Consider the following 26,330-nt stretch of genomic DNA (forward strand, 5'->3'; position numbering starts at 1 on the left):
GCGCCATCTTTTTCGGGGCTGTCTCCATGTTCAAACGATTCGCCATTTTCAAACGATTCAGCATTGTGTCCGTCCTCCTGGCCGCGCTGTCCGGCACGACGGCCGCGCATGCGCAGAGCGCTGACGCCAGCGGGACCTGGCTGACCCAGGCTGGCGATGCGCGCGTCAAGATCAGCAAATGCAGCGGCGGCATCTGCGGCGTCATCGTCTGGTTGAAGCAGCCCTACGACACCGCGACCGGCCAGCCGGCGACCGACAGCAAGAATCCCAATCCCGCGCTCGCCAAGCGTCCGATGATCGGCTTGCCGCTGTTCTCCGGCATGCAGCCTGCGGGCCCGAACAAATGGTCCGGCCAGATCTACAACGCCGATGACGGCAGCACCTATGCGAGCAACGTCACGGTGACGGGCGCCGAGACGCTGCGGGTCGAAGGCTGCGTCGGCGCGCTCTGCGGCGGCGAAACCTGGACGCGCGCGAGACACTAACGCCCGGCCACCATCGCCTTCAAGGCGGTCGCCGCCGCGGCGTACCCGCCGCGCGCGCCATCGATGAAGTGCACGTGGTCGCTGCGCAGCGCCGAAGGCGTGAAGCAGGTCATCATCGCGGCATCCTGCCGATAAAGCCCGTAGCGGACGATGCCATCGCGGGCAGCGCCCGCCAGACGATCGCTCAAGGCGCTCTCGAGCTCCGGCGTGCAGTCGAGAATCATGCGCAGGCCGTCGTCATACTTGCGGAAGTCGGAGTTCTCGACCACCTGGCGCTTGTAGACTTTTGGCAGGAAGCCCCCGACCTTGATGTCGAAGCGCATCAGCAGATAGACGAAGAACGTATAGGCCAGCACACCGGCGCGACGCGTGAGCAGTGGGCCACCGCGCCTGGTGCGGGCTTCGTAATCCAATCCCTGGGGCGGCCATTTCAGCGGCGGCCCCTGCGGCGGCACGGGCCGCCCCGCATCCGGGCTGCGCTCGACGAGGTGGATGATGTCCTCGATGACCTTGCGGAACGCGAGCGGATCGGCGCCGGCGGCCGGCATCACCAGCACCGACAGGATCAGTCCGCGCGAGGCCGGCATCACCTCGAAGCGGCAGGACAGGCCCGAGAGATCGGGCTGCGCCCCCGACGGCGCCTCGGCAACGGCGAATTCGCCGCGCTTCATCGCGGCATCGGCGTAGGCGAGCCCGCCGCCGGAGAACATCGCATAGGACAGATTGGCCGATGGGCCGAAGCGCGCGACGCGCACGTCCAGCCCCTGCGCACGGATGGCGCTCACCGGCACCAGCGCCACGCGCATTTTCAGATCGAGATCCTCCCGCACCCAGGTCGCGGTCGCGGCGAGCGCTTCGCGCGCAGCGTCGAGATCGCCAGGCGCGACCGCAAAGCTCGCGCCGTCGCCGCCGAACACGAAGGGAAATTCGCGTCCCTCCAGCGCATTCGTCACCGCCGCGATGACGGCGGCGCCGGCCATGTTCACCGCCTTGTAGCGCTGCGCCGCGATCGCCTTGGTGGAATCGACGATGTCGGCGACGCCGATGGACCAATCATCAGGCAGCGGTGAATAGAGCACCGGATCCATCAGGCTGGTGAAGCCGCGGAAGACGGGGATGCTGCCGTAGAAGGAATCGTCTGGTGTCATCGGGTGGTGCCGGATGGCTCGAACCGCGTTTGAGCGAGATACGGGGCAGGACCGGTCCGGGTTCGCCGGCTGCCATGCCCCTTTCGAAGTTCCGATCATTGGCTGAAACGGAGCCGGACAACAAGGTCGCGCCGCGCCGCAATGCCGCAGCTCGTCATTGATCGGCATCAAACAGCCGGCTGCCGATTGCGCTTACGGTTCACTATCTGAAATATTGCTTGGGATCATCGGCGTGTCTGACATCGGCAAGAGGGACCCGACCGCTCCCGTACGCCGGCGTACGGGGCTTGACGCGATCAGCGCGGTGAAGATGCCGGAAGGACTGACGGCAACGGTCGATGCCTGGGCCGAGGCCCACCAGCTGTCACGATCAGATGCGATCTGCAAGCTGGTCGAGCTCGGCCTGAAAATCGCTCCCGCGCCTGCACACACGACGGTCTCGGACGCCGCCAGAATCGAAGAGATCGCGGCGCATCAGATCGACCTGCTGCTCGATCCGGCCCTGCCCGCGGAGGAACGCGAACGACGGATCCGCCGCCTCACCGAAGGGCCGCCGGAATTCTCGCACGAGCGGATCGACCTGCCGAAGCCGCCCCGGACTTGAACGCCGATATCGCTAATGCAGCTTTTCGTCCTGGCGCTTGCGCAGCATCGCCATCGGCACGTCGTGACAGCCCACCAGCCGGACGAATTGCTGCGGATACATTTCGTGGCCGTGATCACCGGAGTTCTGATGCGACATCGGCCGGCAGTTGACGTCGCCGGACCTTGTGGGGGACTGGCCCGTGCGGCCCTGGTTTGAAGCGGTCATGCTTGAACTGGCCATTGACTGCTCCCTCTCGATTAGGGCAGATCGATTGACGTAACCCAACCGATTGCGGGACATGCTACGACCAAATCCGGTGGAATGCCATTGAGCCGGATCAACTTAATCGCAGCGGTCGAGTTCCGCTTAGGCCGTATTCCCCGCGTCGACCGTGAACACGGTGCCAGTGATGTTGCGGCCGCCCTCGCCGAGCAGATATTCCACCATGCGCGCGACGTCGTCGGTCTCCGGCAGACGGCGCAGCGCGCTGCGACCGGCGATGCGCTTGCGCCCCTCCTCGGAGAGAGTGTTCGTCAGCTCGGTGTCGATGAAACCAGGCGCGATCGCGTTCACGGTGATGCCGAGCTTGCCGACCTCGCGCGCGAGCGAACGGGTGAAGCCGGTCGCGGCCGCCTTCGTCGCGCCGTAGACGGACAGCCCGTTATAGCCGGTGGTCGCAATGATGGAGGAGATGTTGATGATGCGGCCGGCGCCGTCCGCCATCATCTGCCGCGCCACATATTTGGTGAGGATGATCGGCGACAGCACGTTGAGCTGCACCAGTGCCTCGATCTCCGAATTGTGCATGGTCGCGAGCAGGCCTTCGGTGCCGAGGCCTGCATTGTTGACGAGGCCGTAGATCGGCCCGAACTCGTCGCGCACGAGCTTCGCGAAAGCCGGGATCGCGTCGATCACGGCGAGATCGCAGGCGCGGAAATGCAGGCGTCCGTCGGAGACGGCAATCGCCGCCTTGAGCTCCTCGCTCTCGCGCCGGGCCGCGGCAATCACGTTGAAGCCGGCGCCCGCGAGGCGCCTGCCGATCGCAAGGCCAATACCGCGGCTGCCGCCGGTGACGAGAACATTATGCATCGGTGCGCGCCAATTTGCCGGCCGGGGTGACGTCGAGCGCCTCGACGAAGCGGATCACCGCCGGCACCTTGTGAGAGGCGAGCTGGGCGCGGCACTGCTCCAGGATCTGGTCGCGGATCTCCTTCGCGCGCGCCTGGTCGGTGCCGTCGGCGAGAACGACGTCGGCGACGACGATGCCGCCGGTGATCGGACTGCGCCGCGATTTCGCTCGCGACATCCGCACATCAGGATGACGGTTGATCGCCGCCTCGATCTCTTCAGGGTGGACCTTCAGCCCGCCGATATTGATGATGCCGCCGCGACGGCCGACGAAATAGTAGCGGTCACCGCGCAATTCGACGATATCGCCGCTGTCGACGAAGCCATCGTCATCGGCGAGCGCAGCCGCGTTACGGCCGATATAGGCATGCGCGGTGCGCGTCGAGCGAATCCGCAGCGAGCCGTCGACGACCTTCATCTCGACCCCATTGCGGTTGCCGAGATAGTCGGCCGGAAAACCCTCCAGCCCGTCATTGACCGCGAAGCCGACACCGGCCTCGGTCGAGGCATAGGCATGGCCGACGGAGGAATTTGGGAATGCCGCCTTCAGGCCGTCGAGCACCGCCTGGTCGGCGATCTCGCCGGAGAGACGGACATAGCGCGGGGCAAACCGCGCGGCCGATCCGCTCATCAACAGCTTGCGCCAGTGCGAGGGCGTACCGGAGATGTGGGAGACACCGCGCGCGTTCAGCCGCGCGACGTGATCGGCAAGGGCCTCATGCGGGTCCGACAGCACCATGGAGCCGCCGGAGAGGATGGCACGGAGGAAGATCTGCAAGCCGCCATAGCGCCTGATGTCATAGAACGTGGCCCAGACCGGCGCAGGGCCCTTCGATGGGCCTTCGGCGACGATGGCGCCGGTGAGCGCCTCCAGCGTATGGCCGACGATCTTGGGCACGCCCGACGTGCCCGAGGTGAGCATCAGCCATTCGGTCGCGCGTTCGGTCCTGGCGGGCGCGGTGGCCTGAAACGGCAATTGCGCGGTGACGACCAGCGACATGCCGGTCCCAGACCAACGATCGGGCTCGTCGGTGACGACGGCATCGATCCCGGCATCCGCGATCAGCGCGTCCAGATGCGCGGGATTGAGGTCCGGCGGGCACAGCAGCATGCGACGGACAATGCCGTCGAGCTCGATCATGGCGAGGCCAGACCTGAGCTGGTCGGATAGCTTGAGCAGGACGGCCCGACCGGACAGCTCGCGCAGGCGGCCGCCAAGCACGGTCTGCGACAGGATGTCGGTGAGCGACAGGACATCGTACGCATCCGACAGCGTTCGGCCCTTCAGCTCCGCGCCGAGATGGTCGCGGAGCGCAAAGATTTCACGCGGGGACATTTTCGTAGGCCCGCACGAAATCGCCCACGGTGGCGGGGAACGCTGCGTCCTCGGAAATGGTAAACGGGTCGACGCCGGTCTCGTCCTCGAGACGCGCGACCAGGATCGCGAAGGCGAGCGAATCGAAGCCCGTCTCGTGCAGCGACAGATCATCCGAGAGTGCGGGAAGCGTGACGTCCTGCTCTTTGGCGATCTGCTTGATCGCTTCGATGACCTTTGACCGTACCGACATGGCTGTTCGCCTCTTGTTTAGTTAATTAAACGTTTGTCTTGCGGCGGCTCTGAGATGACCGCCTCCCATGGCCGTCTGTTTACCCGACAGAAGTAAATGGCCTCTTGGACAATTCAGATAAAATTGGACCTATCTGCCGATTTTGCTGCGGCTACAGCCTGATCGTGCCGTCCGCGATCCGCGCGAATGTCCCGGAATCGAGTGCGGCATAGGCCCCCGATTTCGGCTCCAGCATGAACAGCGGATCCGTCACCACGGCCGGGTCAAAACCTTCCCGCGCGAGCTCGCCCTTCTTCTGCTTGAACGTCTCGGTCGCATCCAGCTCGCGCGAGATGCGGATGAAGATCGGATGGGCATAGGCCGGCAGGCGTCGCGCGAGATGCGCGGGCAGCCCCGCGATCTCGAACCCTTCGTTGACGACGATGGCACTCATGCCGGCGCGGCCATCAGTGCCGGGGACGCTGACACCATAGGTGGTGGCATCGACCACACCGGTGAAATCGCGCACGGCGTCGTTGACCTCCGACGTCGCGACGTTCTCGCCCTTCCAGCGGAACGTATCGCCGATGCGATCGACGAAATGGAAGAAGCCCTTGTCGTCGAGCTGCATCAGATCGCCGGTGCGGAACCAGGCATCGCCCTTGGCGAAGACATCGCGCAGGATCTTCCTCTCCGTCTCGCCGGCGTCGGTATAGCCCTCGAAGCGGCCGCCGCCCTCGTCCGCCCTGCCGATGCGGCCGATGGCCTCACCCGCCTCGCCGCGGGCGCAGGGGATGCAAAAACCCTCGTCATTGCGCAGCGGCGCGCCGCTGTCGGGATCGAGCTTGACGAGGCCCGCAGGAAAGCGATGCGCAAGCAGCGGCGGGACGCGGCCGATCGCGCCTGGCTGGCCCTCGACGTTGAACAGCGAGAAATTGCCTTCGGTCGCGGCATAGAATTCGAGGATGCGGGGAATGGCGAAGCGCGCCTGAAAGTCTTTCCAGATGTCGCCGCGCAGACCGTTGCCGCACGCGAGCCGCAGCTGGTGGCGGTTCTCGTATTCCGACGGCGGCGCCTTGAGCAGATAGCGGCATAGCTCGCCGATATACTGGAACAGCGTGCAATCGTGGCGCACGATGTCGGACCAGAAGTTCGAGGCCGAGAATTTTCCCGCGATCACCACCGCGCCGCCGGCGGCCAGCATGCTGCACGGGGCAACGACGCCGCCGACCGAGTGGAACAGCGGCAGGCAATCATACAGCCGATCCTGCGGCGTCGCGCCGGTAAGGCCGGCGAACCAGAACCCCCAGTTCAGGATGCGGCGATGGCTGATGCTGGCAGCCTTGGGCAGGCCGGTCGTACCCGAGGTATAGATCAGCAGCGCGCGATCATCGATGGTGACGTCGCCATGCTCGTCCGGCGACAGCGGTCCGTCATCAAGCGCGGCCAATGCAACATCGATTGCGCGCTCGCTGCGGGCATCGCCATGAGTCCAGACCTTGGCTTCCGTCTTCAGATGCGGCCTTGCGCTCTCCAGCGTCGCCGCGAGCTCATGCGCAACGATGATATGCGAGGGCTTGGCGACGTCGAGACAATGCGCGAGAGATTTGCCGACGAGCTTGGTATTGATCAACGCCACCACGCCGCCGATGCGGCTGATGCCGAGCCAGGCTGCGACATAGTCCAGGCCGTTCGGCATGATCAGGCCGACGGTATCGCCTTTGGCGAGGCCGACCGAGCGCGCCCAGCGCGCATAGCGGCGGATGCGCTTCGACAAGCCCTCGTAGTCGAGTGTTGCGTCATCCATCACCAGCGCGAGGCGGTCGGGCTGGCGTCGTGCCCAATCCTCGATCACGTCGGCGAACAGACGGCCCGGCAGCGTCTCGATCCGCGCGGTCAATTCGATCGCCTTCAGCCAGATTTTCGAGGCCGAGGGTGCGCGCGCGGCTTGGGGTTGCTCGATGACGCCGATGGTCATGCGGTTCATTCTTTCGGACGGTATCTGCTTGTGCCGGCAGCTTAGCCCGCACGCCCTGCCCAGGTGTTAAGAGACAAGGTAAAAGCCGATCAGCGCGCGATTAACTCTAGTCATCCTTTACCAAGTCGATGGGAACGGCGTGCGGCCAAGCGTAATTCTTGCGATAGCAATTCCAGTCATTCGGGCGCGCTATGCGGCCCTCTCGCCTCGCGCGAAATGAACTGGAGGCCACGATGATTACCAGGCGACATTTCCTTCAGACCGCAGCATGTGCCGCGGCGGCGCTCGCAGCGCCTCGCGCCTTTGCGATCGGCAACCCGTCCTATCCGTCGCGCAGCGTGAAATGGGTGGTGCCGTATGCGCCCGGTGGGGCCACCGACCTGCTGTCGCGGTTGATCTGCCAGCGCCTGTCCGAACGACTCGGGCAGACCTTCGTGGTCGAGAACAAGCCCGGCGCCGGCAGCAATATCGGCACGCAGGCGGTCATTACGTCCGCGCCGGACGGCTACACGCTGCTGCTGACCTCGACCGCAAATGCGATCAACGCCTCGTTCGATCCGGCGCTGCCCTATGACTTTGCCAAGGGCATCGCGCCGGTCGCCGGCGTCGCGCGGATTCCGCTGGTGCTGGTCGTCAACAACGATCTGCCGGTGAAGAGCGTCGCCGACTTCATCGCCTACGCCAAGTCCAATCCCGGCAAGATGTCGATCGCCTCTTCCGGCATCGGCACCTCGCTGCATCTCTCCGGCGAGCTGTTCAAATCGATGGCGGGCGTGCAGTTCACCCATGTGCCGTATCGCGGCTCTGCGCCGGGCCTCACCGACGTGATGAGCGGCCAGATCCAGGGCATGTTCGACAACGTCACTTCGTCCTTCGAGCTGGTGCGCGCCGGCAAGCTGCGCGCGCTCGGCATCACCACGCGCGAGCGCTCGGAGATCCTGCCTGATGTGCCGCCGATCGCGGACACGCTGCCCGGCTACGAGACATCCTCGTTCTACGGGGTCGGTGCGCCCTACGATACGCCGCGCGAGATCATCGATCTCCTCAATCGCGAGGTCGACACGGCCTTGTCAGATCCCGGGATCAAGGCGCGCATCGCAGAGCTCGGAGCGATCCCGCTGCACGGCAATGCCGGCGAGTTCGGCGGCATGCTCACCGCCGAAACCGAGCGCTGGCGCAAAGTGGTCGAGCTGTCCGGAATCAAGAAGGAATAGCTTGCGGCCATCTCGGCATTAGCGGCTTCGCCGATGGCGGGGGCGCGGTGGCGGCAGGTTGACCGGGTAATAAGGATTGAGGTCGCAGGTTGCGGCCTGACCGGCAGCCGTCGCACGGCACTGCGGCAGCGATGTGAAGGAGCAGTCATACCACTCCCCGCCGCCGCCGCTCGCGCCGGTATAGACGTGCATGCAAACGGGATAGCTTGGGTCAAATGTCTGGGCCTGCGACGGAGCGGCTGCAAGCCATGCACCGGCCGTCACGATCAGGCCGAAGGTCAAGCGCGTGATCTTCATTGAAACTCGCATCGTAGACCGTCAGTGCACTTTCTTGTGACGTTTGGCCGGCACGGGCGGCTGATCGAACGCATAGTAGGGATTGAGATCGCAGCTCGCGGCGCGGCCCGAAGCGGTGGCGCGGCACTGCGGCAGCGAGGTGAAGGAGCAGTCGAAATAATCGCCGCCACCGCCGGTGAAACCGCCGGGCGTGTAGACATGCATGCAGACCGGATAGCGCGGATCATAAGTCTGCGCGCCGGCATCTGCCGCGACGAACAGCGTGGCAATCGCGGTAAGGGTCAGGAGAGACAAACGCATCGGACATATCCTCGAATCGGTAGCAGCAGCACGCGTTATGCCATTTCGATATGGCACAACAGCGCGGAAGAAGCGATCGTTCCTATTAATACCTCTCCCGCTTGTGACGCGCAGCAAAAACGATGGGACACAACGCCGTAACGATCTGAAACGGCGAAGACGCACCGGACCCGGCCTGCATTGAACGCATATCTCGCGACACCCATCGTTCGACCAAGGTCGCAAGCGATGGGCGCACGAAACCGTTCGCTGGACCGGGCGAACGGATTAGTCTTCGGACCACAGCGCCGGCCCCGGACCGATGATGTTCCGGAGCAATCAACAAACAATATGGGCTGAAGGAAACGCACATTCGCCGCTCGGGCTCTTGAGCGCGGCTCCGCCGTTGGTGGAGGAAGATGCGTCGGCGGCCTGTGGTCTCAGGGCATGCAAGAGAGCATCTCGTCTCCGTTCATCCGCTATCCGATCGGCACCTCGCTGCTGATGGCCGGCATCCTGTTCGTAGGTCTCGTCGCCTATCCTCTGCTGCCGGTTGCACCGCTGCCGCAGGTCGACTTTCCGACCATCCAGATCTCCGCCTCGCTTCCCGGCGGCAGCCCCGAAACCATGGCGTCCTCCGTGGCGCAGCCGCTCGAGCGCCAGCTCGCACAGATCCCCGGCATCACGCAGATGACCTCGACGAGCTCGCTCGGCTCGGCCTCGATCACCCTCCAGTTCGATCTGAACCGCCTGATCGACGCGGCCGCCAACGACGTGCAGGCTGCGATCAACGCCGCCAGCGGGCAACTGCCGAAGAACCTGCCGTCTCCGCCGACTTACCGGAAGGTCAATCCGGCGGACTCGCCGATCATGATCCTGTCGGCGACCTCCGATACGCTGCCGCTGACCACCGTCAGCGACCGCACCGACGCCCAGCTCGCACAGCAGATCAGCCAGATCCCCGGCGTCGCCCAGGTGTTCGTCGGCGGACAGCAGAAGCCTTCGGTGCGCATCCAGGTCGATCCGACCAAGCTGGTCGCCAAGGGTCTGTCGCTGGAGGACGTACGCAGCCAGATCGCGATCGCGACCACGGACAGCCCGAAGGGCAGTATCGACGGCGCGAAGCGCGCCTATACCGTCTACGCCAACGACCAGCTGCTCGAGGCGAGCCAGTGGCAGGACGTCATCGTGGCCTATCGCGGCGGCGCACCTTTGCGGGTTCGCGACATCGGCAAAGCCGTGTCGGGACCGGAGGATTTGAAGACCGCGGCCTGGGCCGACGGCAAGCGCGGCGTGTTCCTGGTCATCTTCAAGCAACCCGGCGCCAACGTCATCGAGACGGTCGACCGCATCAAGCAGAAGCTGCCGCGGCTGATTGCGGCGATCCCGCCGGCGATCAACATCAAGATCATCAGCGACCGCACCATCACCATCCGCGCGGCGGTCGATGACGTTCAGATCACGCTCATGATCACCATTGCGCTGGTGGTGATGGTGATCTTCGTCTTCCTGCGCAGCTTCTGGGCCACGATCATCCCGAGCATCACGGTGCCGCTGGCGTTGCTCGGGGCCTGCTCGCTAATGTGGGTGTTCGGCTACTCCCTGGACAATCTGTCGCTGATGGCGCTGACCATCGCGGTCGGCTTCGTGGTCGACGACGCCATCGTGATGCTGGAGAACATCACGCGCTATGTCGAACGGGGCGAAAACCCTGTCACCGCCGCCTACAAGGGCGCGGCCGAGATCGGCTTCACCATCGTCTCCATCAGCATCTCGCTCGTCGCCGTGCTGATTCCCCTGCTGCTGATGGGCGGCATCATCGGCCGGCTGTTCCGTGAATTTGCCGTGACACTGTCGATGGCGATCTTCGTCTCGCTCGTGGTGTCGCTGAGCCTGACGCCGATGATGGCCTCGCGTTTCCTGCGCTCCGACCACGAAGTCCGCCACGGCCGCTTCTACCAATGGAGCGAACGGTTGTTCGAGCGCCTGCTTGGCGACTATGAGCGCGGGCTCGACCTCGCGCTTCGGCATAGTCTCGTCACGCTCTTCATCTTCTTCGCCACCGTTGCACTGTCGGCACTGTTGTTCATCCTGATCCCAAAAGGTTTCTTCCCGCAACAGGACAACGGCTTTCTCACCGCCGTGTCGGAGATGCCCCAGGACATCTCCTTCGCCGAGATGAAGCGACGGCAGGAGGAGCTCAATGCGATCGTACAAGCTGATCCTGCCGTTGATTCCATCGCGATGTTCATCGGCGGCGGCGGGACGGCGCTGAACTCCGGACGCATGTACGTCACGCTGAAGCCGATCGGGGAGCGCGACGCCAATGCGCAACAGATCATCGCGCGGCTACGGCCAAAGCTCGCCCAGGTCGAGGGCGCACGTCTCTACATGCAGGCTTCGCAGGACGTGCGGCTCGGCGGCCGCGCGACCCGCACCCAGTTCGAGTTCACGCTTCAGGACGCCAATCTTTCCGAGCTGGACACCTGGGCGCCGAGGATCCTGACGGAGATGAAAGGCCTGCCGGAGCTTCGCGACGTCGCCACGGACCAGCAGACCGAGGGCACGACGCTGCAGCTCACGATCAATCGCGACACGGCCGCACGCTACGGTATCCAGCCGCAGCTGATCGACGATACGCTCTATGATGCCTTCGGCCAGCGCCAGGTGGCGCAATACTTCACGCAGACCAACAGCTATCACGTGGTGCTCGAGATCACGCCGGCATTGCAAGGCAAGCTCGAGACGCTCGACAAGCTCTATGTCAAATCGCCGCTGACGGGCGACGAGGTCCCGCTCTCTGTGATCTGCAGCTGGAATAACGAGCCTGTCAGGCCGCTGGCGATCGCGCACCAGAGCCAGTTCCCGGCGGTGACGATCAGCTTCAACCTCGCCGAGGGCATCGCGCTCGGGCAGGCAACCGCCGCCGTGATGCGCGCGGCCGGCGAGATGGGCGCGCCACCAACGCTGTCTATGAGCTTCCAGGGGACCGCGCAGGCGTTCCAGCAGTCGCTCGGCACCGTGCCGATGCTGATCCTCGCCGCCCTCGTCGTGGTCTATCTGGTGCTGGGTGTGCTTTACGAAAGCTACATCCACCCGCTGACCATCCTGTCCACGCTGCCGTCGGCCGGCGTCGGCGCGATTGCGATCCTGATGATCTCCGGCTTCGATTTCAGCCTGATCGCCCTGATCGGGGTCATCCTCCTGATCGGCATCGTCAAGAAGAACGGCATCATGATGGTGGATTTCGCCATCGCGGCCGAACGCGAGCAGCGTCTGACGCCGGAGCAATCGATCCGCCAGGCCGCGCTGCTGCGCTTCCGCCCCATCATGATGACGACGATGGCGGCCCTGCTCGGCGGCGTGCCGCTGATGCTCGGGCACGGCACCGGCGCAGAGATCCGCCAGCCGCTCGGCTACGCCATGGTCGGCGGACTTGTCGTGAGCCAGGCGCTGACCTTGTTCACGACGCCGGTCGTCTATCTCTACCTCGACCGCTTCTCCAACGCGCTGTCACGATGGATGGAACGGAAGCCGGAGGTGGAGGAAGAGCGCGAAGAGCAGAAGGATGCGGCGGAGTAACGGCGCGGGCCCCGGACGCCGTCATTGCGAGCGCAGCGAAGCAATCCAGGACTGTCTCCGTGGAGATCGTCTGGATTGCTTCGTCGCTGCGCTCCTCGCAATGACGTTGGGGAGGCAAACTCAACCCAGCCCCTGCAGCACCAGCCGGTTCAGCCTCGCCGCAAACGCAGCCGGATCCTCCGGCAGCTCGCCGTCCAGGATCTGCGCCTGTTCGAGAAGCAGCAGGCTGAGATCGTCCACCGTCTTCGAGCCGGCCTGGGCCCTGGTGATTGCCGTGACCATGGGGTGGCGCAAATTGATCTCCAGGATCGGCTTGGTGCGCATGCCGCGGTTCTGCTGCGCCAGAATGCGCTCGAGCTCGCGGCTCGGCCCCTGGCTGTCGGCGACGAGGCAGGAGGCGGAGCTGGTGAGCCGGGTCGAAGCCTTGACGTCGCTGACGCGCTCACCGAGCGCCGCCTTGATCACCGCAATGGTCGCAGCCTCGTCCGCCGCCGGCTCGTCCTTCTTCGCCTCGTCCTTCTCGTCGATGCGCGGTATCAGGTCGAGATTGAGATCGCCCTGGCTCAGCGATTTCAGCGGCTTGCCCTCGAACTCCGTCGGCATCGAGGTCCAGAACGCATCGACCGGGTCGGACAGCAGCAGCACCTCGATGCCACGCGCGGTCGCTGCTTCCAGCCGCGGGCTGGACTTCAGCCGCTCGATGCTGTCACCGACGAGATAATAGATCTCGGTCTGGTTCGGCTTGAAATCGGCGACGACGTCCTTGAGCGCGCGCTTCTCACCTGATGTGGTGGTGAAGCGCGACAGCGCAAGCAGCTTCTCGCGGCGCTCGAAATCCTCGTAGATGCCCTCTTTCAGCACCGCGCCGAAGGCGTCCCAGATCTTGGCGAAGTTCTCCGCGTCCTTCTCGGCGAGGCTTTCTAGCTCGTTGACGACGCGGGTCGCCACGGCTTTGCGGATCTGCGCCAGTTGCGGATTGTTCTGGAGCATCTCGCGCGAGATGTTGAGCGGGAGGTCCTCGCTGTCGACGACGCCGCGGACGAAGCGGAGATAGCCCGGCAGCAGGTCGGCATCATCGGTGATGAAGACGCGGCGGACATAGAGCTTGACGCGGCCCTTGCGGTTGGGCTCGAAAAGGTCGAACGGCTTGGTCGACGGCGCGAACAGCAGCACCGCGTAGGAGTAGCGCCCCTCGGCGCGATAGTGCAGCGTCATCGCGGGATCGTCGAAGGCGGACGCGATCTGCTGGTAGGCCTTCTTGTAGTCCTCTGCCGTCAATTCGGATTTCGGGCGCTGCCACAGCGCGCTCGCCGAATTGATCTGGCGCGGCTCGCCCTCTTCCGGCACGAGTTCGATGGGAAAGAGGATGTTGTCGGAATAGGCACCGACAATGCGCTCGATCTCGAAGGCTTCGAGATACTTTTTCGCATCCTCCTTCAGGTGCAGCACGATCTCGGTGCCGCGTGCCACGCGCGCCGCTTCCTCATCACTGGCGCGGGCAATCTCGAAACCGGAGCCGCCTGACGAGGTCCAGGTCCAGACGTCGCTCTCACCGGCACGGCGGCTGATCACGACGATCTTCTCGGCGACCATGAAGGCGGAATAGAAGCCAACGCCGAACTGGCCGATCAGGCCGAGGCCGTCCTTGGCCTCCTTCAGCTTCGATACGAAAGCCTTGGTGCCGGAGCGAGCGATGGTGCCGAGATGATCAATCAGCTCCTGCCGCTCCATGCCGATGCCGTTGTCGGCGATGGTCAACGTTCCCGCCGTCTTGTTCGGGATGATGCGGATCTTGAGCGCTTCGCCCCCGCCCATCAGGGCCGGATTGGCGATCGCCTCATAGCGCAGCTTGTCGCAGGCATCCGAGGCGTTGGAGACGAGTTCGCGCAGGAAGATATCGGTCTCCGAATAGACCGAGTGCACCATCAGGTGCAGCAGCTCGGAAACCTCGGCCTGAAAAGGCTGCGTATGCGTAACCGTATCGGACGTCGTCATGCGTTTACCCGGTCAATCGGAAATGGAGAAAGCCGGGATATAGCGCGATGGGATCGGGGATCAAGTGGACGCGCAAAATCGCCCTCCCGAAAGGGGAGCGATTTGCATCGGAGACGACTAGATCAGGTCACGCAGCGGCCGGGCTGAAGCAGTTTTGCGACCTCGGTCAGGGAGCTGACCATCGGCTCGCACGCAATCGTCGGCCTGCGGCCCGGCTTCAGGATCGTGGGGGCCGGCTTCGCATTGCCGGTCTCGACGGCCGCGGGGAGGCGCAGCAGCACCGACGTATCCGGCAGGTCGTTCAGCCGCATCGAGACGGTGCGGGTAGGCGCCGGAGCCGGCTTCGGATCGGCCAGGCGGTCGGCCTTGCTGGTCCGGTTGACATTGTGGCTCGCGACGTTGCGATCTGAGGTTTGGCCCGACCGGTCGGCCAGCGCCTGCCAGCGGTCGGCCAGATCATGGCCGGAGGCCAGTTGCACGGCACCAACCTGGACGGCGCCAAGCGTCGCAGCGATGGCGACGGCGCCCAAAAATACCTTTTGAATCTGTGGCATGGCTGTCGGTCCCTCGCCCCATGGCGATCCCGGGAACAACGCGAGCGGAGGACCGGAGTTTCCCGAACGTTAAGATCACTTAACCGTGTGCAGAAAATGCACCGCCTCGGAAAAATTTTGCAACCGCCTGGAACGACTCCCGCGCCCGGGAGTCATCTCGGCAGCCGGCTATTCCCCCCTGCCCCATAAGCCGGCGACGTAGGGCGCGACTGTGGTGATGCCAGTCGCGCCTTACTTTTTTCTATTTCCGAAATTGAACGATCCTTTCGGCTCAGGAGCTGCCGAGAAGCTCGCGGACGCGGTTCCGCGCCCACTCGGGATCGATGTCGGACCGAGTTCGTGCGACGCGCATCCGCTCCGCCGCATCGATGTCGCTCAGAAGGCTGTTCGACATCGGTCTCGCAACGCCGGCAATGCTCTCCATCTCGGCCATGTCGCCGTTACAGTGAAGCGCCAAGTCACAACCGGCCGCGAGGGCCTGCATCACGCGCGCGCTCACGTGGCCGGTCAACGCGTTCATGGACAGATCGTCCGTAATCAGGATGCCCTTGAATCCGATGCGTTGCCGGATGACGTCCTTGATGACGGAGGCCGACAGGGTTGCGGGGCGATCCGGATCGACGCTTCGAACGAGCGCATGGGCCGTCATGCCCCACGGGATGGACGCGAGCGCCTTGAACGGCACAAAATCCGTCGCATCGAGCTGATCAAGACCTTCTGCAATCACCGGCAGCGCCAGGTGGCTGTCCACCATGGCGCGGCCGTATCCAGGCAAATGCTTGATCACGGGAAGAACGTTGGCGTCGAGCAGGCCCTCGCAGACGGCGCGCCCCATCTCGCTCACCAGAAGCGGATCCGGTCCATAGGCGCGACTTCCGATCATTTCGTGCGCACCGGGGATAGGGACGTCGATCGTCGGCGCGCAGTTCACCGAGATTCCGACCGCATTCAGGTCGAGACCGATCAGCATGCTGTTCAGCCGGACCGCCTCGAGCGCCGCAGCACGGTCGGCCCGCGCCGCATCGCCGAATGCACGCGCGGCCGGATAGGCCGGCCAGTGCGGCGGCTTGAGGCGGGAAACCCGCCCTCCCTCCTGATCGATCAGCACCGGCGCATCGGCACGGCCAATCGAATTGCGCAGATCGTCAACCAGGGTTCTTACCTGATCCGGAGCGAGGCAATTACGCCCGAACAGAATAAAGCCGAGTGGATTGACTTCCCGGAAGAAGCGGACCTCGGCGTCGCTGAGCACTGGGCCGGCGCAGCCGAACACGACCGGCAAAGGGTTATTCGTCATCGTCAATCCTCCCGGCGCGTTTTGACTGCAGCACGCGATCTGATGCCCTCGATCAAGTCGCGCCTTGCTTTTTGCTGGTACTCACTTCGGCCCCCGCAGCCACTCCGCTCCCTCGCGGTAGAGCTTCTCGACTTCGGCGCCGATCAGGCCGGGCATGTCGCGCTTGACCTTGTAGCCGATCAGCTGCTGCATATAGGCGAGATGGCGGTAGCCCTCGGGCAGCGCGGCCAGCGCCGTCTGGTCGAGGCGCAGCGTGGCGGCGGGATCGACGGGGTCGATCCGGTCCTTCTCGTAGATCGGCTGGCGGCGGACGATGCCCCATTGGCCCTTTCGCTTCTCCAGGAAATCGTAAAAGCGGCCGGTGCAGACGACGTCGCAGAGCACGTCGTGCACCGGGGCTCGCTGCGAGATCGTCATCTTCGTTTGCGCGATGGCCCGCTCGCCGGAGAGATCGATGCTGGTGCCGCCGAGGAAATGCAGGATGCGCACGCCCCTGGCAAACCCTTCCTGGCTGACGCGCATGAAATCCCGCGCGGGCCCCTGAAACCAGGTGGCGGACATCCAGCCCTCTTCATGCCAGACGGTGGCAAAGCGCTCCCAATCGCCGGCATCGCGCCACACCGCCCAGTTCTCGACGAGGTCGCGGATGGCGAGGCGATCGAGAAGTTGCTGGTCCATGGGCACGTCTCCAAGTTCTGGTGATGCGCGAGGTATGGGCGTCGAACGCGATACCCGTCAAGCGGGCACAAAAAATCCGGCGTGCCTTGCAGCACGCCGGATCAGATCGTCATCGCCGAATGGCGGGGCGTTGCCTCTACGCCGCGGGCGCCTTTGGCGCGCGGTTGCGCGAGTTGCGCTGGAAGAATAGCGCCTGGCTCGCCACCGCTGACACCATCGCGGGCTGGAACGGTTTTGAGATCAGGAAGGCCGGCTCCGGACGCTCGCCGGTCAGGAAGCGCTCCGGGTAGGCCGTGATGAATACCACCGGCACCTCGAAGGTGCGGAGCAGCTCGTTGACGGCATCGAGCCCGGACGAGCCGTCGGCGAGCTGGATGTCGGCGAGGATCAGGCCCGGCCGCTTGTTCTTGGCCAGCGCCACCGCATCGGCATGGGTGCGCGCGACGCCGACGACATTGTGGCCAAGATTCTTCACCAGGCTCTCGAGGTCCATGGCGATGAAGGTCTCATCCTCGATGATCAGGACGTCGGTGGCGATCTCGGCCGCCATCTCTCGGCCAGCGGCGTCGGCCAGCCGCCGCGTCTCGGCGACGTCGGTCGCGAGAATATAGGCGACTTCCTCTTCCGAAAATCCCTCGAGCGAGAGCAGCAGGAAGGCCTGCCGCGGCAGCGGCGTGATGTTGGACAGCCGCCGCTCCGGCGGCATCGGCAGCGTCGCCACCTCGGCGTCGTCATTGACCGAGACCGAATTCCAGATTTGAGTGAACAGCCGGAACAGGCCGGCACGTGGGCCATGGGTCTCGTCGAGCACGCTGGGATCCCCCAGCATGGCCTCCAACATGGCTGCGACGTAGGCGTCGCCGGAGGCCTGGCTGCCCGTCAGGGCGCGCGCATACCGGCGCAGCAAGGGCAAGTGTTCAGCAACGAGCTGTGAACGGGACATCCCCACTCCATTCATCATCGGGCCAACCTTGAGGACTAGGCGATACGAGGGGTGGCCCGGGTTCCCCTGCTGGGCTGTCTACGCCTCAGGACAAGAAAAGTTCCGCCAAGCGCGGAACTTTTTATCGAACCTGGAATTGTGCCTATCCAGGGAACGGCTCCCGGTTGAGAAAATTTCTCTATTTTGCAGTCACTTAACTCGGGGAAACGTGGAACAGGTCATGAAAGATCTCAAGTCTCAAGCCAGCAAAAGCACGACCCCCGGCAAAGGCGGGCTCACGCCGGAGATCCAATCCCGGATTGGGCACCAACTGCGCGCCATGTATGACGACGTCGTACGGCAGGGGGTTCCGGACCGGTTCGCGGAGCTTATCAAGAAGCTCGATGCGCCGGGAGGCGGATCTCCAAATGAGAATGGGGCTGGGGGCTCCAACGACAACCATGGGAGGGATTAATGCCTCTCACGAACTCCCTGCGTGACGATATCCTCGCGGCCGTGCCGAGCCTGCGCGCCTTTGCGATCTCGCTCAGCGGCAATGCGGATCGCGCCGACGATTTGGTGCAAGAGACGCTGCTGCGCGCCCTCGCCAACATCGACTCGTTCCAGCCCGGCTCCAACCTGCCGGCATGGCTGTTCACGATCCTGCGCAACCTGTTCCGTTCCGACTATCGCAAGCGGCGGCGCGAGGTCGAGGATGCCGAGGGCAATTATGCCAAGACGTTGAAGACACAGCCTTCGCAGAACGCCCATCTCGAGTTCGAGGAATTTCGGACCGCGCTCGACAAGCTTCCGCAGGACCAGCGCGAGGCCTTGATCCTGGTCGGCGCCTCCGGCTTCTCCTATGAGGACGCGGCCTCGATCTGCGGCTGTGCGGTCGGCACCATCAAGAGCCGCGTCAATCGCGCGCGTTCGAAGCTCGCCGCGCTGCTTTATGTCGACGGCGCCGAAGACTTCGGGCCCGACGAGACCGTGCGCGCCGTGATCGGCGGCAGCGGCGGATAGCAAGTTAAATCGACTTGAGATGACAGCTATGAAGGTGGCCGCTGACGCGGCCGCCTTCACACGCGTGTGGCCAATTGAGTATCGCTCGGTTACGTCTCGACGAACGTGACCGTGTCGGCAACGCTCGCGCGCGAGGTGCGGTAGCTGTTGACCTTGTGCGCGGCGTCGGCATACCCGAATGAAATGCCGCAGACGACACGGCGGTCATCGGACAGCTTGAAGTGGCTGCGGATCAGGCCGGAATGCCGCGCGAGCGCCGCCTGCGGGATGGTGCCGAGCCCGAGGGCCTGGGCAGCGAGCATGAAATTCGAGACGTAAGCGCCGCAATCGATCGCACCGTAAATGCCGAGCGGCTCGTTGGTATGAATGATCGCCACATGCGGCGCGCCGAAGAAATTGTAGTTCTCCAGCGCCTGCTTGGCGTAGGCGGCCTTGTCGCCGCGGGCGATGCCCAGCGTGTTGTAGAGCTGAAAGCCGCTCTCCCGGCGGCGTTCGAGATAAACGCCGACATATTCGCGCGGCGGGGTGAAATCGTAATCGTCGCCGAGGCCGCTTGAGGCTTCCTTGTAGATCAGCTGGCGGAAGCGCTCCTTGGCCTCGCCACTGGCGATGATGACTTGCCAGGGCTGGCTGTTGCACCAGGACGCGGTGCGCTGCGCGGTCGTCAGCACATGCTCGATGGTGGCGCGATCGACTTCCTTCGGCAGGAAGGCGCGAACGGAGTAGCGCTCGTTGAGGAGCTCTTCGAGCACGCCGATGCGGTCTTCAGTGGAGTGGCGTGAGTTTGATGCTTTGGCGTCCATCGCTTGTCTCGCTTTCGTGCCCCGGACGCAGCGCAGCGCTTCTTCAGCGGTGCGCTGCAGAGCCGGGGCCCATTGTGGCCCCTGGGTCCCGGCTCTGCGGCGCGTTGCGCCGCGTCCGGGACACGAGAGAGATCACCGCCCCTTGGTCGGGATCTTGTTGTACGGCACATCCTTGTCGACGCGGATGTCGCCGGGCAAGCCCAGCACCCGCTCGGCGATGATGTTGCGCAGGATCTCGTCGGTGCCGCCGGCAATGCGCATCGACGGCGATGACAGCAGCATCTGCTGGAACTGGCCCTGCGCCGCCTCTTCGTCACTGCCCGTGAGAACACCGGCCGCGCCTTGCAGGTCCATGGCGTAGGTCGCGATGTCCTGCAGCATCATGCCCGAGACCAGCTTGCCGATCGAATTCTCCGGCCCCGGCCGCTCGCCTTTCGACAGCGCCGAGATCGCGCGGTAGCTGGTGTATTTCAGCCCGCTCGACTTCACCGCCCAGCTCGCAAGCTTCGACCGCACGGCGGGATCGTCGATCGCGAGCCCATCCTCCAGCATCAGGTTCGAGCAGAACTCGAACATTTCAGGCACGCCCGTCGCAAGCCGCGCGCCGATCGACATGCGCTCGTTCATCAGCGTCGTCAGCGACACGCTCCAACCCTCGCCGACGGCCCCCAACCGCTGGCTGTCGGGGATCACCACGTCGGTGAAATAGACCTCGTTGAACTCCTGCATGCCGTTGGCCTGCTTGATCGGACGGACCTCGACGCCCGGGCTCTTCATGTCCAGGAAGAACATGGTGAGACCCTTGTGCTTGGGCACATTGGGGTCGGTCCGCGCGATCAGGAGGCCATAGTCGGAATAATGCGCGCCCGAGGTCCATATCTTCTGGCCGTTGACGATCCAATTTTCGCCCTTCTTCTCCGCGCGCGTGCGCAGACCCGCAACGTCGGAGCCGGCCGACGGCTCGGAGAACAGCTGGCACCAGATCTCCTCGCCGGAAGCGAGCTTCGGCAAATACCGGCGCTTGGCATCCTCGCTGCCCCAGGCCATCACGGTCGGGCCGCACATGCCCTCGCCGATCTGGAATGGCTGCGTCAGCTTGCCGTAGACGCCTTCCTCCTGCTGCCAGATCACGCGCTCAATCGGCGTGGCGCCGCGGCCGCCATACTCCTTCGGCCAGTGCAGGCAGGCCCAATTGGCCTCGAACTTCTTCTTCTGCCAGGCCTTGCCGACCTCGACCATGTCGTGCTTGGCAAGCCTGATGCGGCCGAGCGAGGATTTCGACAGCTCCTGCTCGAACTCCTTCGGCGCGTTGGCGGCGATCCATTTGCGCGCGGTCTCGCGGAATGCGGCTTCCTGCGGGGTGTCGTCGAAATTCATGGCGAACCTCTACCCTCTTCCCTTGGTCGGGATCTTGTTGAACGGCACGTCCTTGTCGACTCTGATGTCGCCGGGCAGGCCCAGCACCCGCTCGGCGATGATGTTGCGCATGATCTCGTCGGTACCGCCTTCCACGCGCGTGCCCGGCGCACGCAGCAGCATGGCCTGGAAACGGCCGGCCAGCTCGGCCTCCTCGCCGCTGACCACGCCGCTCGCGCCCTGCAAATCCAGCGCGTAGGTCGCGACGTCCTGGATCATCGAGCCCGCGACCAGCTTGCCGATGGAGTTTTCCGGCCCCGGACGCTCGCCCCTCGACAGCGCGGAGATCGCGCGCATGCTGGTGTATTTCAGCCCGCTTGCCTTCGCCGCCCAGTTCGCCAGCTTTGAGCGCACCGCGCGATCCTCGATCGCCGGACCGTCGTCGAGCATCAGGCTCGCGCAATATTCGAACAGCTCGGGGAAGCCGGTCGAGACGGCCGCGCCGATCGCGCTGCGCTCGTTCATCAGCGTGGTCAGCGAGACGTTCCAGCCGTCACCAACCTCGCCGAGACGCTGGTGATCGGGAATGCGGACATTGGTGAAATAGACCTCGTTGAAATCGGAGGCACCGCTCGCCTGCTTGATCGGCCTGACCTCGACACCGGGGCTCTTCATATCCAGGAAGAACATGGTGAGACCCTTGTGCTTGGGGACGGTTGGATCCGTTCGCGTGAGCAGGATGCCGTAGTCGGAATAATGCGCGCCCGAGGTCCAGATCTTCTGGCCGTTGATGATCCAGTCATCGCCGTCCTTCTCGGCCCGCGTGCGGAGCCCCGCGACGTCGGAGCCGCCGGCTGGCTCGGAGAACAGCTGGCACCACACCTTCTCGCCGGAGGCGAGTGGCGGCAGATAGGTGCGCTTGTGCTCCTCACGCGCGAACGCCATCATGGTCGGCCCGCACATGCCGTGACCGATGATGAACATGCGGGAGAGCTGGCCGAACGGTCCCTCTTCCTGCTGCCAGATCACGCGCTCGATCGGCGACGAGCCGCGGCCGCCATACTCCTTCGGCCAGTGCAGACAGGCCCAACCGGCGTCGGCTTTCTTCTTCTGCCAGGCCTTAGCGACTTCGAGAATATTGGCATTCCTAAGCACGGTGCGGCCGAGCGAGGATTTGCGCAGCTCCTCCTCATACTGCTTCGGCGCATTCGCCGCGATCCATGCGCGGGCCGTCGCGCGAAATTCAGCTTCCTGCGGCGTGTCGTCGAAGTTCATGGGATTTCTCTTGCTCTTCGTAGGGTGGGTTAGCCGAAGGCGTGACCCACCACTTCTATCCGTCCTCGTGATTGGCAATGGTGGGTTACGCTGCGCTAACCCACCCTACGAACCCGGATTACGCCGCGTTCTTCTTGCGCATGCGGTCGATCAACTGGTCTTCCCAATAGCTGAGGCTACCGAGCCCGAGCGCCATCGCGTTGGCGCGGCGGTAGTACATGTGGCAGTCGAACTCCCAGGTGAAACCCATGCCGCCGTGAACCTGGATGTTGTTCTTGGCGCAGTGCTGGAAGGCCTGTGTCGCGCTGATGCGCGCGGCGGCAGCGGCCTCAGGCAATTCGGCCGCGTTGGTCGAGAGCGCCCAGGCCCCGTAATAGCTGTTGGAACGTGCCAGCGTCGCCGAGACGTACATGTCGGCCAGCATGTGCTTGATCGCCTGGAACGAACCAATTTGACGACCAAAGGCAATGCGATCGAGCGCGTAGTCGCGGCCCATCTCCAGTGCGCGGTCGGCACCGCCGACCTGCTCGAAGGCGCAGAGCACCGCGGCGCGGTCGAGCACCTGAGTGAGAATGCTCCAGCCTTCACCGGCAGCACCAAGCGACTCCGCCTTGCAACCTTTGAACGTGATCTCGGCCTGTCCGCGGGTCGGATCGAGATTGGTCAGGCTCTTCACCTCGACGCCGCCGGCCTTGAGGTCCACCAGGAACAGCGAGATGTCGCTGTCCCGACCGCTCGATCCCGTGCGCGCGGCCACCACCGCGAAATCGGCGATCGCGCCATCGGCCACAGGCTTCTTCACGCCGTTGAGCGTGCCATTCGCCGCGGTCAGCTTGACGTTCTTCGACGACGGATTGCCCTTGCCCTCGAACAGCACCAGCGTGCCGATCGCCTCGCCCGAAGCAATCGCCGGCAGCCATTTTTTCTTCTGCGCATCGCTGCCGGCGATCAGCAGGGCTTCGGCGGCAAGATAGACCGTCGAAGAGAACGGCACCGGGGCATTGGCCCGCCCCATTTCCTCCGCGATCACGCAGAGCTCGAGATGACCCGCGCCCGCGCCGCCGAATTCCTCGGGGATCGCGACGCCGAGAAAACCCATCTCGGCGAGGCCCTTCCAGAGCTCCTTGTCATAGGGCGCCTTGCCGTCGAGCACCACGCGTACCGCCTTCGCCGAGCACTTTTCGGCGAGGAATTTGCGCGCCTGGTCGCGGAGTTGCTTCTGGTCGTCGGAGAAATCGAAGTTCATGGCGGGCTACCTCTTATTCGTTGTCATTGAGACCGTCATTCCGGGGCGCCGCGGAGCGGCGAACCCGGAATCCATTTCACCGCGCGTGTTGCGGCCCGATGGATTGCGGGTTCGCGCTTCGCGCGCCCCGGAATGACGAAGGGAGCGACAAACATTCATCGCAGCACGATCACATCCTGATCCGGCTTGTCGGCATAGAGTCGCTCGACCAGCGCCGCCCGGCGTTCGAGGCCGGCGCGCTGGTTGATGTAGCCCTTGTCGGTGAGCTCGTTGCCGTCGATCGATGGCGGCTCGGCCATCAGCATCGCGCGCGCGATGATGCGGCTGCTGGCGCCTTCGCATTCTCTGTTGTGGGCTTCCAGTCCCCGGCGGAAACAGGCGATCACCTCGGGATGCTTCACCGCGTCCTCGAAGCTGAGATCGGCCTTGCCGACGAGCTGGCGGCAGGCGTGCAGGTTCGGCCAGGCGAGCAAGCCGATAAAGGCGCGGTCCTGTCCCGCAACCAGCGCATCGTGCACGACTGGCGTCGCGGCCGCGATCGCATCGGTCCGGAGCGAGCCGACATGCACGAAGGTGCCGGTGGTGAGCTTGAAATCTTCGACGACGCGGCCGGCAAAGATAATTCCCTGCACGGGATCCTGATCATCGACGAAGACACCGGCGTCACCGATGCAATAGAAGCCTTCCTCGTCGAACATCTTTTTCGTCAGGTCAGGCTGCCCGAAATAGCCGGGCGTGACGTTAACGCCGCGCAGGCGCAGTTCGTATTTGGAGCCACACGGCACCATCTTCAATTCGACGCCGGGGAACGGCAGGCCGATCAGACCGACGCGCTCGGTGTCCCAATAGGTGCCGGTCGAGGTCGGCGCGGTCTCGGTCGAACCCCAACCGGTGTAGAATACGATGCGCTCACCCGTGGTCTTCACGGCGAGGGCTTGCATGCGCTCGTACAGATCGTCCGGCAGCCGCGCGCCGCCATAAGCCATGATCGACAGGTTCTTGAAGAAGGACCGGCACAGAGCGTCGTCCTTCTCCATGGCCGCCGCGAGCGCGGCATAGCCGGCAGGCACATTGGCGTAATAGGTCGGAGATATCTCGCGCAGATTCCTGATTGTCTCTTCCAACTGCCCCGGCATCGGCCGGCCGTCATCGATGTAGAGCGTACCGCCCTCGACCAGCACGGGGTGGAATGCAGCATTGCCACCCATGGTGTGATTCCACGGCATCCAGTCCAGCACGATCGGCAGCGGACCGCCGGGCGTACGTGGCCGCACCTGCATCATCATTGCGGCGTTGGCGCACATCATGCGTTGCGTGTTGATGACGGCCTTGGGCATGCCGGTCGACCCCGAGGTAAACAGCAGCTTGCCGACGGTGTCGGGCGTGATCTGTGCGATCGATGCCTCGACGTCCCTGCTGACGGGCGTTGCCGCGAGTTCGGCGAAGCTGACGCTCTTGATGCCCTCGCAGGGCCGCGCGACGTGAACGACGGTGACGCCGGTGAGATCAAGCGCCTTCAATGCCTTCTCGAAGGTCAGGCCGTCCTGCACCATCACCACGGCCGGCTTGATCAGGTCGAACAGGTACTTCAGCTTGACGTGGTCGTGGCTCATCAGCGAATAGGCCGGCGACACCGGCGCTGCGGGGACGCGCGCCTGCATCGCAGCCTGTGTCATCAGTGCGTGCTCGATGGAATTTCCGGAGAGGATCGCGACCGGACGCCCCTCAAGCTTCAGATTGAGTAGCGCCTGGGTCAGCGCATCGACCGTCCGCTTGGCCTCGCCATAGGAGACCTTGCGCCACTCGCGATTCGGACCGCCGCGCTGCGCGAGCCAGATGCGCTCGGGTGCTTCTTTTGCCCATTTTGCGAGCGAAGCCGGAAGGTGCTTCTCATAGGCCTGCAGCGGAATGCGGGACTTCAGCACCACTGTGCCGTCGGCTCGGCGCTCGACATCGATGTCGCGCTTCAGCCACTCGACCTTGCGAAAGGCGGGCTTTGACATCACCGCCGCCGCGCTTCCACCCATTTTGCGTCTCCCGGAATTATTGCCCTTGGCGGATCGTTGTTGTTTCAGCGCTTGATATAGACAGGCTTTCGCTTCTCAAGGAAGGCCCTGATGCCTTCCGAAAATTCCTCGGAGCGGCTGCACAGGACCTGATTGCGGTCCTCCATCGCGATCGCAGCTTCCAGCGATCCTGCATCGACGCTCATGTTGAGGCATTCCTTGGAGAGGCGCAGCCCCACCGGCGAGGCCGTCATCATCGCATCGACATAGGGCTCGGCCGCGGCGTCGAGCTTGTCGTCGTCGACCACCTCGGACACGAGGCCGACTGCGAGTGCGCGCTCGGCGCCGATAAAGCGACCGGTGAGGATCAACTCGGAAGCAACGGAGACGCCGACCAGCCGCGGCAGAAAATAGCTGGTGCCGATGTCGCAGCCACCGAGCCCGAGCTTGATGAAGGCGCAGTTCATCCGCGCCGATCTTGCCGCGATGCGGATGTCGGAGGCGAGTGCCAGCGCAAAGCCGCCGCCGGCTGCCGCGCCTTGAACCAGCGACAGGATCGGCTGCGGACAGCGCCGCATCAGCATCACGATGTCGGCGATGCGGCGTTGCGAGTCCAGGGACTCGGTGACGCCGGGCGGCTCCTGCTGCCCGGCCCGGCGCTCCATCGCGGCCTTGAGGTCGAGCCCCGCACAAAAATTCTTGCCGGCGCCCCGGAGCACCACGACGCGCGTGTCGCGGTTGCGCTGCAGGCCCTGGAAATAGACGTTGAGCGCATCGATCAGCGCAGGATCGAGCGCGTTGAGAGTTTCGGGACGATTGAGCGTCACCCGGTCGACGCCATCGTCATGCTCGATCAGCAGCGGCTGGGACATGGAGCGCTCCTGCATCCGCTCTTTGAGTGGCGGTTATGGCGCCCTCTCCCCTTGTGGGA

At 64.3% G+C, this 26,330-nt stretch carries 25 protein-coding genes; 6 read left to right on the plus strand and 19 right to left on the minus strand.

The genetic code is table 11. From position 1 onward, the window contains the following. Positions 1–26: 26 nt before the first annotated feature. A complete protein-coding gene (locus IF809_RS08080; protein WP_164938907.1) occupies positions 27–485 on the plus strand; it encodes a DUF2147 domain-containing protein in 459 nt (152 codons plus the stop codon). Here the strand turns inward: IF809_RS08080 and IF809_RS08085 are convergent. Continuing rightward, positions 482–1,633 carry a DUF3095 domain-containing protein gene (locus IF809_RS08085; RefSeq protein WP_462837306.1) on the minus strand — a complete coding sequence of 384 codons (1,152 nt, stop codon included), beginning with the start codon at positions 1,631–1,633 and terminating at the stop codon, positions 482–484. The genes IF809_RS08080 and IF809_RS08085 overlap by 4 nt on opposite strands. A gap of 223 nt (positions 1,634–1,856) precedes the next feature. Between IF809_RS08085 and IF809_RS08090 the strand changes: the two genes are divergently transcribed. After that, positions 1,857–2,237, plus strand: coding sequence for a hypothetical protein (locus IF809_RS08090; RefSeq protein ID WP_128969492.1), 381 nt, complete (start codon positions 1,857–1,859; stop codon positions 2,235–2,237). A 12-nt stretch (positions 2,238–2,249) separates the two neighbouring features. Here IF809_RS08090 and IF809_RS08095 read toward each other — a convergent pair whose 3' ends face one another. The 5 genes from IF809_RS08095 to IF809_RS08115 all read right to left on the minus strand — a co-directional run bounded on the left by IF809_RS08095 (position 2,250) and on the right by IF809_RS08115 (position 6,881). Continuing rightward, on the minus strand, positions 2,250–2,459 hold the full coding sequence (locus tag IF809_RS08095) for a hypothetical protein (RefSeq protein WP_128968545.1): 210 nt from the start codon (positions 2,457–2,459) through the stop codon (positions 2,250–2,252). Positions 2,460–2,585: 126 nt separating this feature from the next. Further along, entirely contained in the window at positions 2,586–3,308 is a 723-nt protein-coding gene (locus IF809_RS08100; RefSeq protein ID WP_128968546.1) for an SDR family NAD(P)-dependent oxidoreductase, read from the minus strand. After that, complete coding sequence (locus tag IF809_RS08105) at positions 3,301–4,683, minus strand: class I adenylate-forming enzyme family protein (protein ID WP_462837307.1); 1,383 nt, start codon at positions 4,681–4,683, stop codon at positions 3,301–3,303. The genes IF809_RS08100 and IF809_RS08105 overlap by 8 nt, the downstream gene beginning before the upstream one ends. After that, on the minus strand, positions 4,670–4,915 hold the full coding sequence (locus IF809_RS08110; protein WP_462837308.1) for an acyl carrier protein: 246 nt from the start codon (positions 4,913–4,915) through the stop codon (positions 4,670–4,672). Before IF809_RS08110 ends, IF809_RS08105 begins: the two co-directional genes overlap by 14 nt. Before the next feature lie 151 nt (positions 4,916–5,066). Next, on the minus strand, positions 5,067–6,881 hold the full coding sequence (locus IF809_RS08115) for a long-chain-acyl-CoA synthetase (RefSeq protein ID WP_128968548.1): 1,815 nt from the start codon (positions 6,879–6,881) through the stop codon (positions 5,067–5,069). A 224-nt stretch (positions 6,882–7,105) separates the two neighbouring features. Here IF809_RS08115 and IF809_RS08120 point away from each other — a divergent pair, with 224 nt between their 5' ends. Then, positions 7,106–8,086 carry a Bug family tripartite tricarboxylate transporter substrate binding protein gene (locus tag IF809_RS08120; RefSeq protein WP_128968549.1) on the plus strand — a complete coding sequence of 327 codons (981 nt, stop codon included), beginning with the start codon at positions 7,106–7,108 and terminating at the stop codon, positions 8,084–8,086. An 18-nt stretch (positions 8,087–8,104) separates the two neighbouring features. Here IF809_RS08120 and IF809_RS08125 read toward each other — a convergent pair whose 3' ends face one another. Further along, positions 8,105–8,383, minus strand: a complete 279-nt coding sequence (locus IF809_RS08125) for a DUF3551 domain-containing protein (RefSeq protein ID WP_453980731.1) — start codon at positions 8,381–8,383, stop codon at positions 8,105–8,107. 21 nt (positions 8,384–8,404) lie between these two features. Further along, positions 8,405–8,683, minus strand: a complete 279-nt coding sequence (locus tag IF809_RS08130) for a DUF3551 domain-containing protein (RefSeq protein ID WP_128968550.1) — start codon at positions 8,681–8,683, stop codon at positions 8,405–8,407. Positions 8,684–9,109: 426 nt separating this feature from the next. Here IF809_RS08130 and IF809_RS08135 point away from each other — a divergent pair, with 426 nt between their 5' ends. Next, positions 9,110–12,244 carry an efflux RND transporter permease subunit gene (locus IF809_RS08135; protein WP_128968551.1) on the plus strand — a complete coding sequence of 1,045 codons (3,135 nt, stop codon included), beginning with the start codon at positions 9,110–9,112 and terminating at the stop codon, positions 12,242–12,244. A 120-nt stretch (positions 12,245–12,364) separates the two neighbouring features. Here the strand turns inward: IF809_RS08135 and htpG are convergent, their stop codons facing one another. The 5 genes from htpG to IF809_RS08160 form a co-directional block, all read right to left on the minus strand. Beyond that, complete coding sequence (htpG, locus tag IF809_RS08140; protein ID WP_128968552.1) at positions 12,365–14,239, minus strand: molecular chaperone HtpG; 1,875 nt, start codon at positions 14,237–14,239, stop codon at positions 12,365–12,367. Between the two features lie 122 nt (positions 14,240–14,361). Then, entirely contained in the window at positions 14,362–14,793 is a 432-nt protein-coding gene (locus IF809_RS08145; RefSeq protein WP_128968553.1) for a hypothetical protein, read from the minus strand. A gap of 271 nt (positions 14,794–15,064) precedes the next feature. Further along, positions 15,065–16,066 (minus strand): glycoside hydrolase family 3 N-terminal domain-containing protein, encoded by a 1,002-nt coding sequence (locus IF809_RS08150; RefSeq protein WP_462837322.1) that lies wholly within the window; start codon positions 16,064–16,066, stop codon positions 15,065–15,067. 105 nt (positions 16,067–16,171) lie between these two features. Then, positions 16,172–16,768: a nuclear transport factor 2 family protein gene (locus tag IF809_RS08155; protein WP_128968555.1), complete on the minus strand. Its 597-nt coding sequence runs from the start codon at positions 16,766–16,768 to the stop codon at positions 16,172–16,174. A gap of 136 nt (positions 16,769–16,904) precedes the next feature. Continuing rightward, positions 16,905–17,711, minus strand: coding sequence for a response regulator (locus IF809_RS08160; protein WP_164938909.1), 807 nt, complete (start codon positions 17,709–17,711; stop codon positions 16,905–16,907). A 220-nt stretch (positions 17,712–17,931) separates the two neighbouring features. Between IF809_RS08160 and IF809_RS08165 the strand changes: the two genes are divergently transcribed. Continuing rightward, on the plus strand, positions 17,932–18,165 hold the full coding sequence (locus IF809_RS08165) for a NepR family anti-sigma factor (protein WP_164938910.1): 234 nt from the start codon (positions 17,932–17,934) through the stop codon (positions 18,163–18,165). Next, positions 18,165–18,713 (plus strand): sigma-70 family RNA polymerase sigma factor, encoded by a 549-nt coding sequence (locus IF809_RS08170; RefSeq protein ID WP_092288831.1) that lies wholly within the window; start codon positions 18,165–18,167, stop codon positions 18,711–18,713. The genes IF809_RS08165 and IF809_RS08170 overlap by 1 nt, the downstream gene beginning before the upstream one ends. A gap of 89 nt (positions 18,714–18,802) precedes the next feature. On the opposite strand, the gene IF809_RS08175 is transcribed toward IF809_RS08170, so the two are convergent. The 6 genes from IF809_RS08175 to IF809_RS08200 all read right to left on the minus strand — a co-directional run bounded on the left by IF809_RS08175 (position 18,803) and on the right by IF809_RS08200 (position 26,271). Then, positions 18,803–19,516 (minus strand): nitroreductase, encoded by a 714-nt coding sequence (locus tag IF809_RS08175; RefSeq protein ID WP_128968556.1) that lies wholly within the window; start codon positions 19,514–19,516, stop codon positions 18,803–18,805. Positions 19,517–19,648: 132 nt separating this feature from the next. Beyond that, complete coding sequence (locus IF809_RS08180; RefSeq protein WP_128968557.1) at positions 19,649–20,893, minus strand: acyl-CoA dehydrogenase; 1,245 nt, start codon at positions 20,891–20,893, stop codon at positions 19,649–19,651. Positions 20,894–20,902: 9 nt separating this feature from the next. After that, positions 20,903–22,147, minus strand: coding sequence for an acyl-CoA dehydrogenase (locus tag IF809_RS08185; protein ID WP_462837309.1), 1,245 nt, complete (start codon positions 22,145–22,147; stop codon positions 20,903–20,905). Between the two features lie 118 nt (positions 22,148–22,265). Continuing rightward, positions 22,266–23,393 (minus strand): acyl-CoA dehydrogenase family protein, encoded by a 1,128-nt coding sequence (locus IF809_RS08190; RefSeq protein ID WP_462837310.1) that lies wholly within the window; start codon positions 23,391–23,393, stop codon positions 22,266–22,268. Between the two features lie 155 nt (positions 23,394–23,548). After that, entirely contained in the window at positions 23,549–25,420 is a 1,872-nt protein-coding gene (locus IF809_RS08195) for an AMP-binding protein (protein WP_462837311.1), read from the minus strand. A gap of 44 nt (positions 25,421–25,464) precedes the next feature. Beyond that, positions 25,465–26,271 (minus strand): enoyl-CoA hydratase/isomerase family protein, encoded by an 807-nt coding sequence (locus tag IF809_RS08200; protein ID WP_462837312.1) that lies wholly within the window; start codon positions 26,269–26,271, stop codon positions 25,465–25,467. Positions 26,272–26,330: the final 59 nt, after the last annotated feature.

The organism is Bradyrhizobium sp. UFLA06-24 (assembly GCF_054967145.1).

Excerpts from the sequence above, each read along its gene's own strand:
- IF809_RS08080 (WP_164938907.1), top strand. The coding sequence starts at position 27 with ATGTTCAAACGATTCGCCATTTTCAAACGATTCAGCATTGTGTCCGTC.
- IF809_RS08085 (WP_462837306.1), bottom strand. The coding sequence starts at position 1,633 with ATGACACCAGACGATTCCTTCTACGGCAGCATCCCCGTCTTCCGCGGC.
- IF809_RS08095 (WP_128968545.1), bottom strand. The coding sequence starts at position 2,459 with ATGGCCAGTTCAAGCATGACCGCTTCAAACCAGGGCCGCACGGGCCAG.
- IF809_RS08100 (WP_128968546.1), bottom strand. The coding sequence starts at position 3,308 with ATGCATAATGTTCTCGTCACCGGCGGCAGCCGCGGTATTGGCCTTGCG.
- IF809_RS08105 (WP_462837307.1), bottom strand. The coding sequence starts at position 4,683 with ATGTCCCCGCGTGAAATCTTTGCGCTCCGCGACCATCTCGGCGCGGAG.
- IF809_RS08110 (WP_462837308.1), bottom strand. The coding sequence starts at position 4,915 with ATGTCGGTACGGTCAAAGGTCATCGAAGCGATCAAGCAGATCGCCAAA.
- IF809_RS08115 (WP_128968548.1), bottom strand. The coding sequence starts at position 6,881 with ATGAACCGCATGACCATCGGCGTCATCGAGCAACCCCAAGCCGCGCGC.
- IF809_RS08120 (WP_128968549.1), top strand. The coding sequence starts at position 7,106 with ATGATTACCAGGCGACATTTCCTTCAGACCGCAGCATGTGCCGCGGCG.
- IF809_RS08125 (WP_453980731.1), bottom strand. The coding sequence starts at position 8,383 with ATGAAGATCACGCGCTTGACCTTCGGCCTGATCGTGACGGCCGGTGCA.
- IF809_RS08130 (WP_128968550.1), bottom strand. The coding sequence starts at position 8,683 with ATGCGTTTGTCTCTCCTGACCCTTACCGCGATTGCCACGCTGTTCGTC.
- IF809_RS08135 (WP_128968551.1), top strand. The coding sequence starts at position 9,110 with ATGCAAGAGAGCATCTCGTCTCCGTTCATCCGCTATCCGATCGGCACC.
- htpG (WP_128968552.1), bottom strand. The coding sequence starts at position 14,239 with ATGACGACGTCCGATACGGTTACGCATACGCAGCCTTTTCAGGCCGAG.
- IF809_RS08145 (WP_128968553.1), bottom strand. The coding sequence starts at position 14,793 with ATGCCACAGATTCAAAAGGTATTTTTGGGCGCCGTCGCCATCGCTGCG.
- IF809_RS08155 (WP_128968555.1), bottom strand. The coding sequence starts at position 16,768 with ATGGACCAGCAACTTCTCGATCGCCTCGCCATCCGCGACCTCGTCGAG.
- IF809_RS08160 (WP_164938909.1), bottom strand. The coding sequence starts at position 17,711 with ATGTCCCGTTCACAGCTCGTTGCTGAACACTTGCCCTTGCTGCGCCGG.
- IF809_RS08165 (WP_164938910.1), top strand. The coding sequence starts at position 17,932 with ATGAAAGATCTCAAGTCTCAAGCCAGCAAAAGCACGACCCCCGGCAAA.
- IF809_RS08170 (WP_092288831.1), top strand. The coding sequence starts at position 18,165 with ATGCCTCTCACGAACTCCCTGCGTGACGATATCCTCGCGGCCGTGCCG.
- IF809_RS08175 (WP_128968556.1), bottom strand. The coding sequence starts at position 19,516 with ATGGACGCCAAAGCATCAAACTCACGCCACTCCACTGAAGACCGCATC.
- IF809_RS08180 (WP_128968557.1), bottom strand. The coding sequence starts at position 20,893 with ATGAATTTCGACGACACCCCGCAGGAAGCCGCATTCCGCGAGACCGCG.
- IF809_RS08185 (WP_462837309.1), bottom strand. The coding sequence starts at position 22,147 with ATGAACTTCGACGACACGCCGCAGGAAGCTGAATTTCGCGCGACGGCC.
- IF809_RS08190 (WP_462837310.1), bottom strand. The coding sequence starts at position 23,393 with ATGAACTTCGATTTCTCCGACGACCAGAAGCAACTCCGCGACCAGGCG.
- IF809_RS08195 (WP_462837311.1), bottom strand. The coding sequence starts at position 25,420 with ATGGGTGGAAGCGCGGCGGCGGTGATGTCAAAGCCCGCCTTTCGCAAG.
- IF809_RS08200 (WP_462837312.1), bottom strand. The coding sequence starts at position 26,271 with ATGTCCCAGCCGCTGCTGATCGAGCATGACGATGGCGTCGACCGGGTG.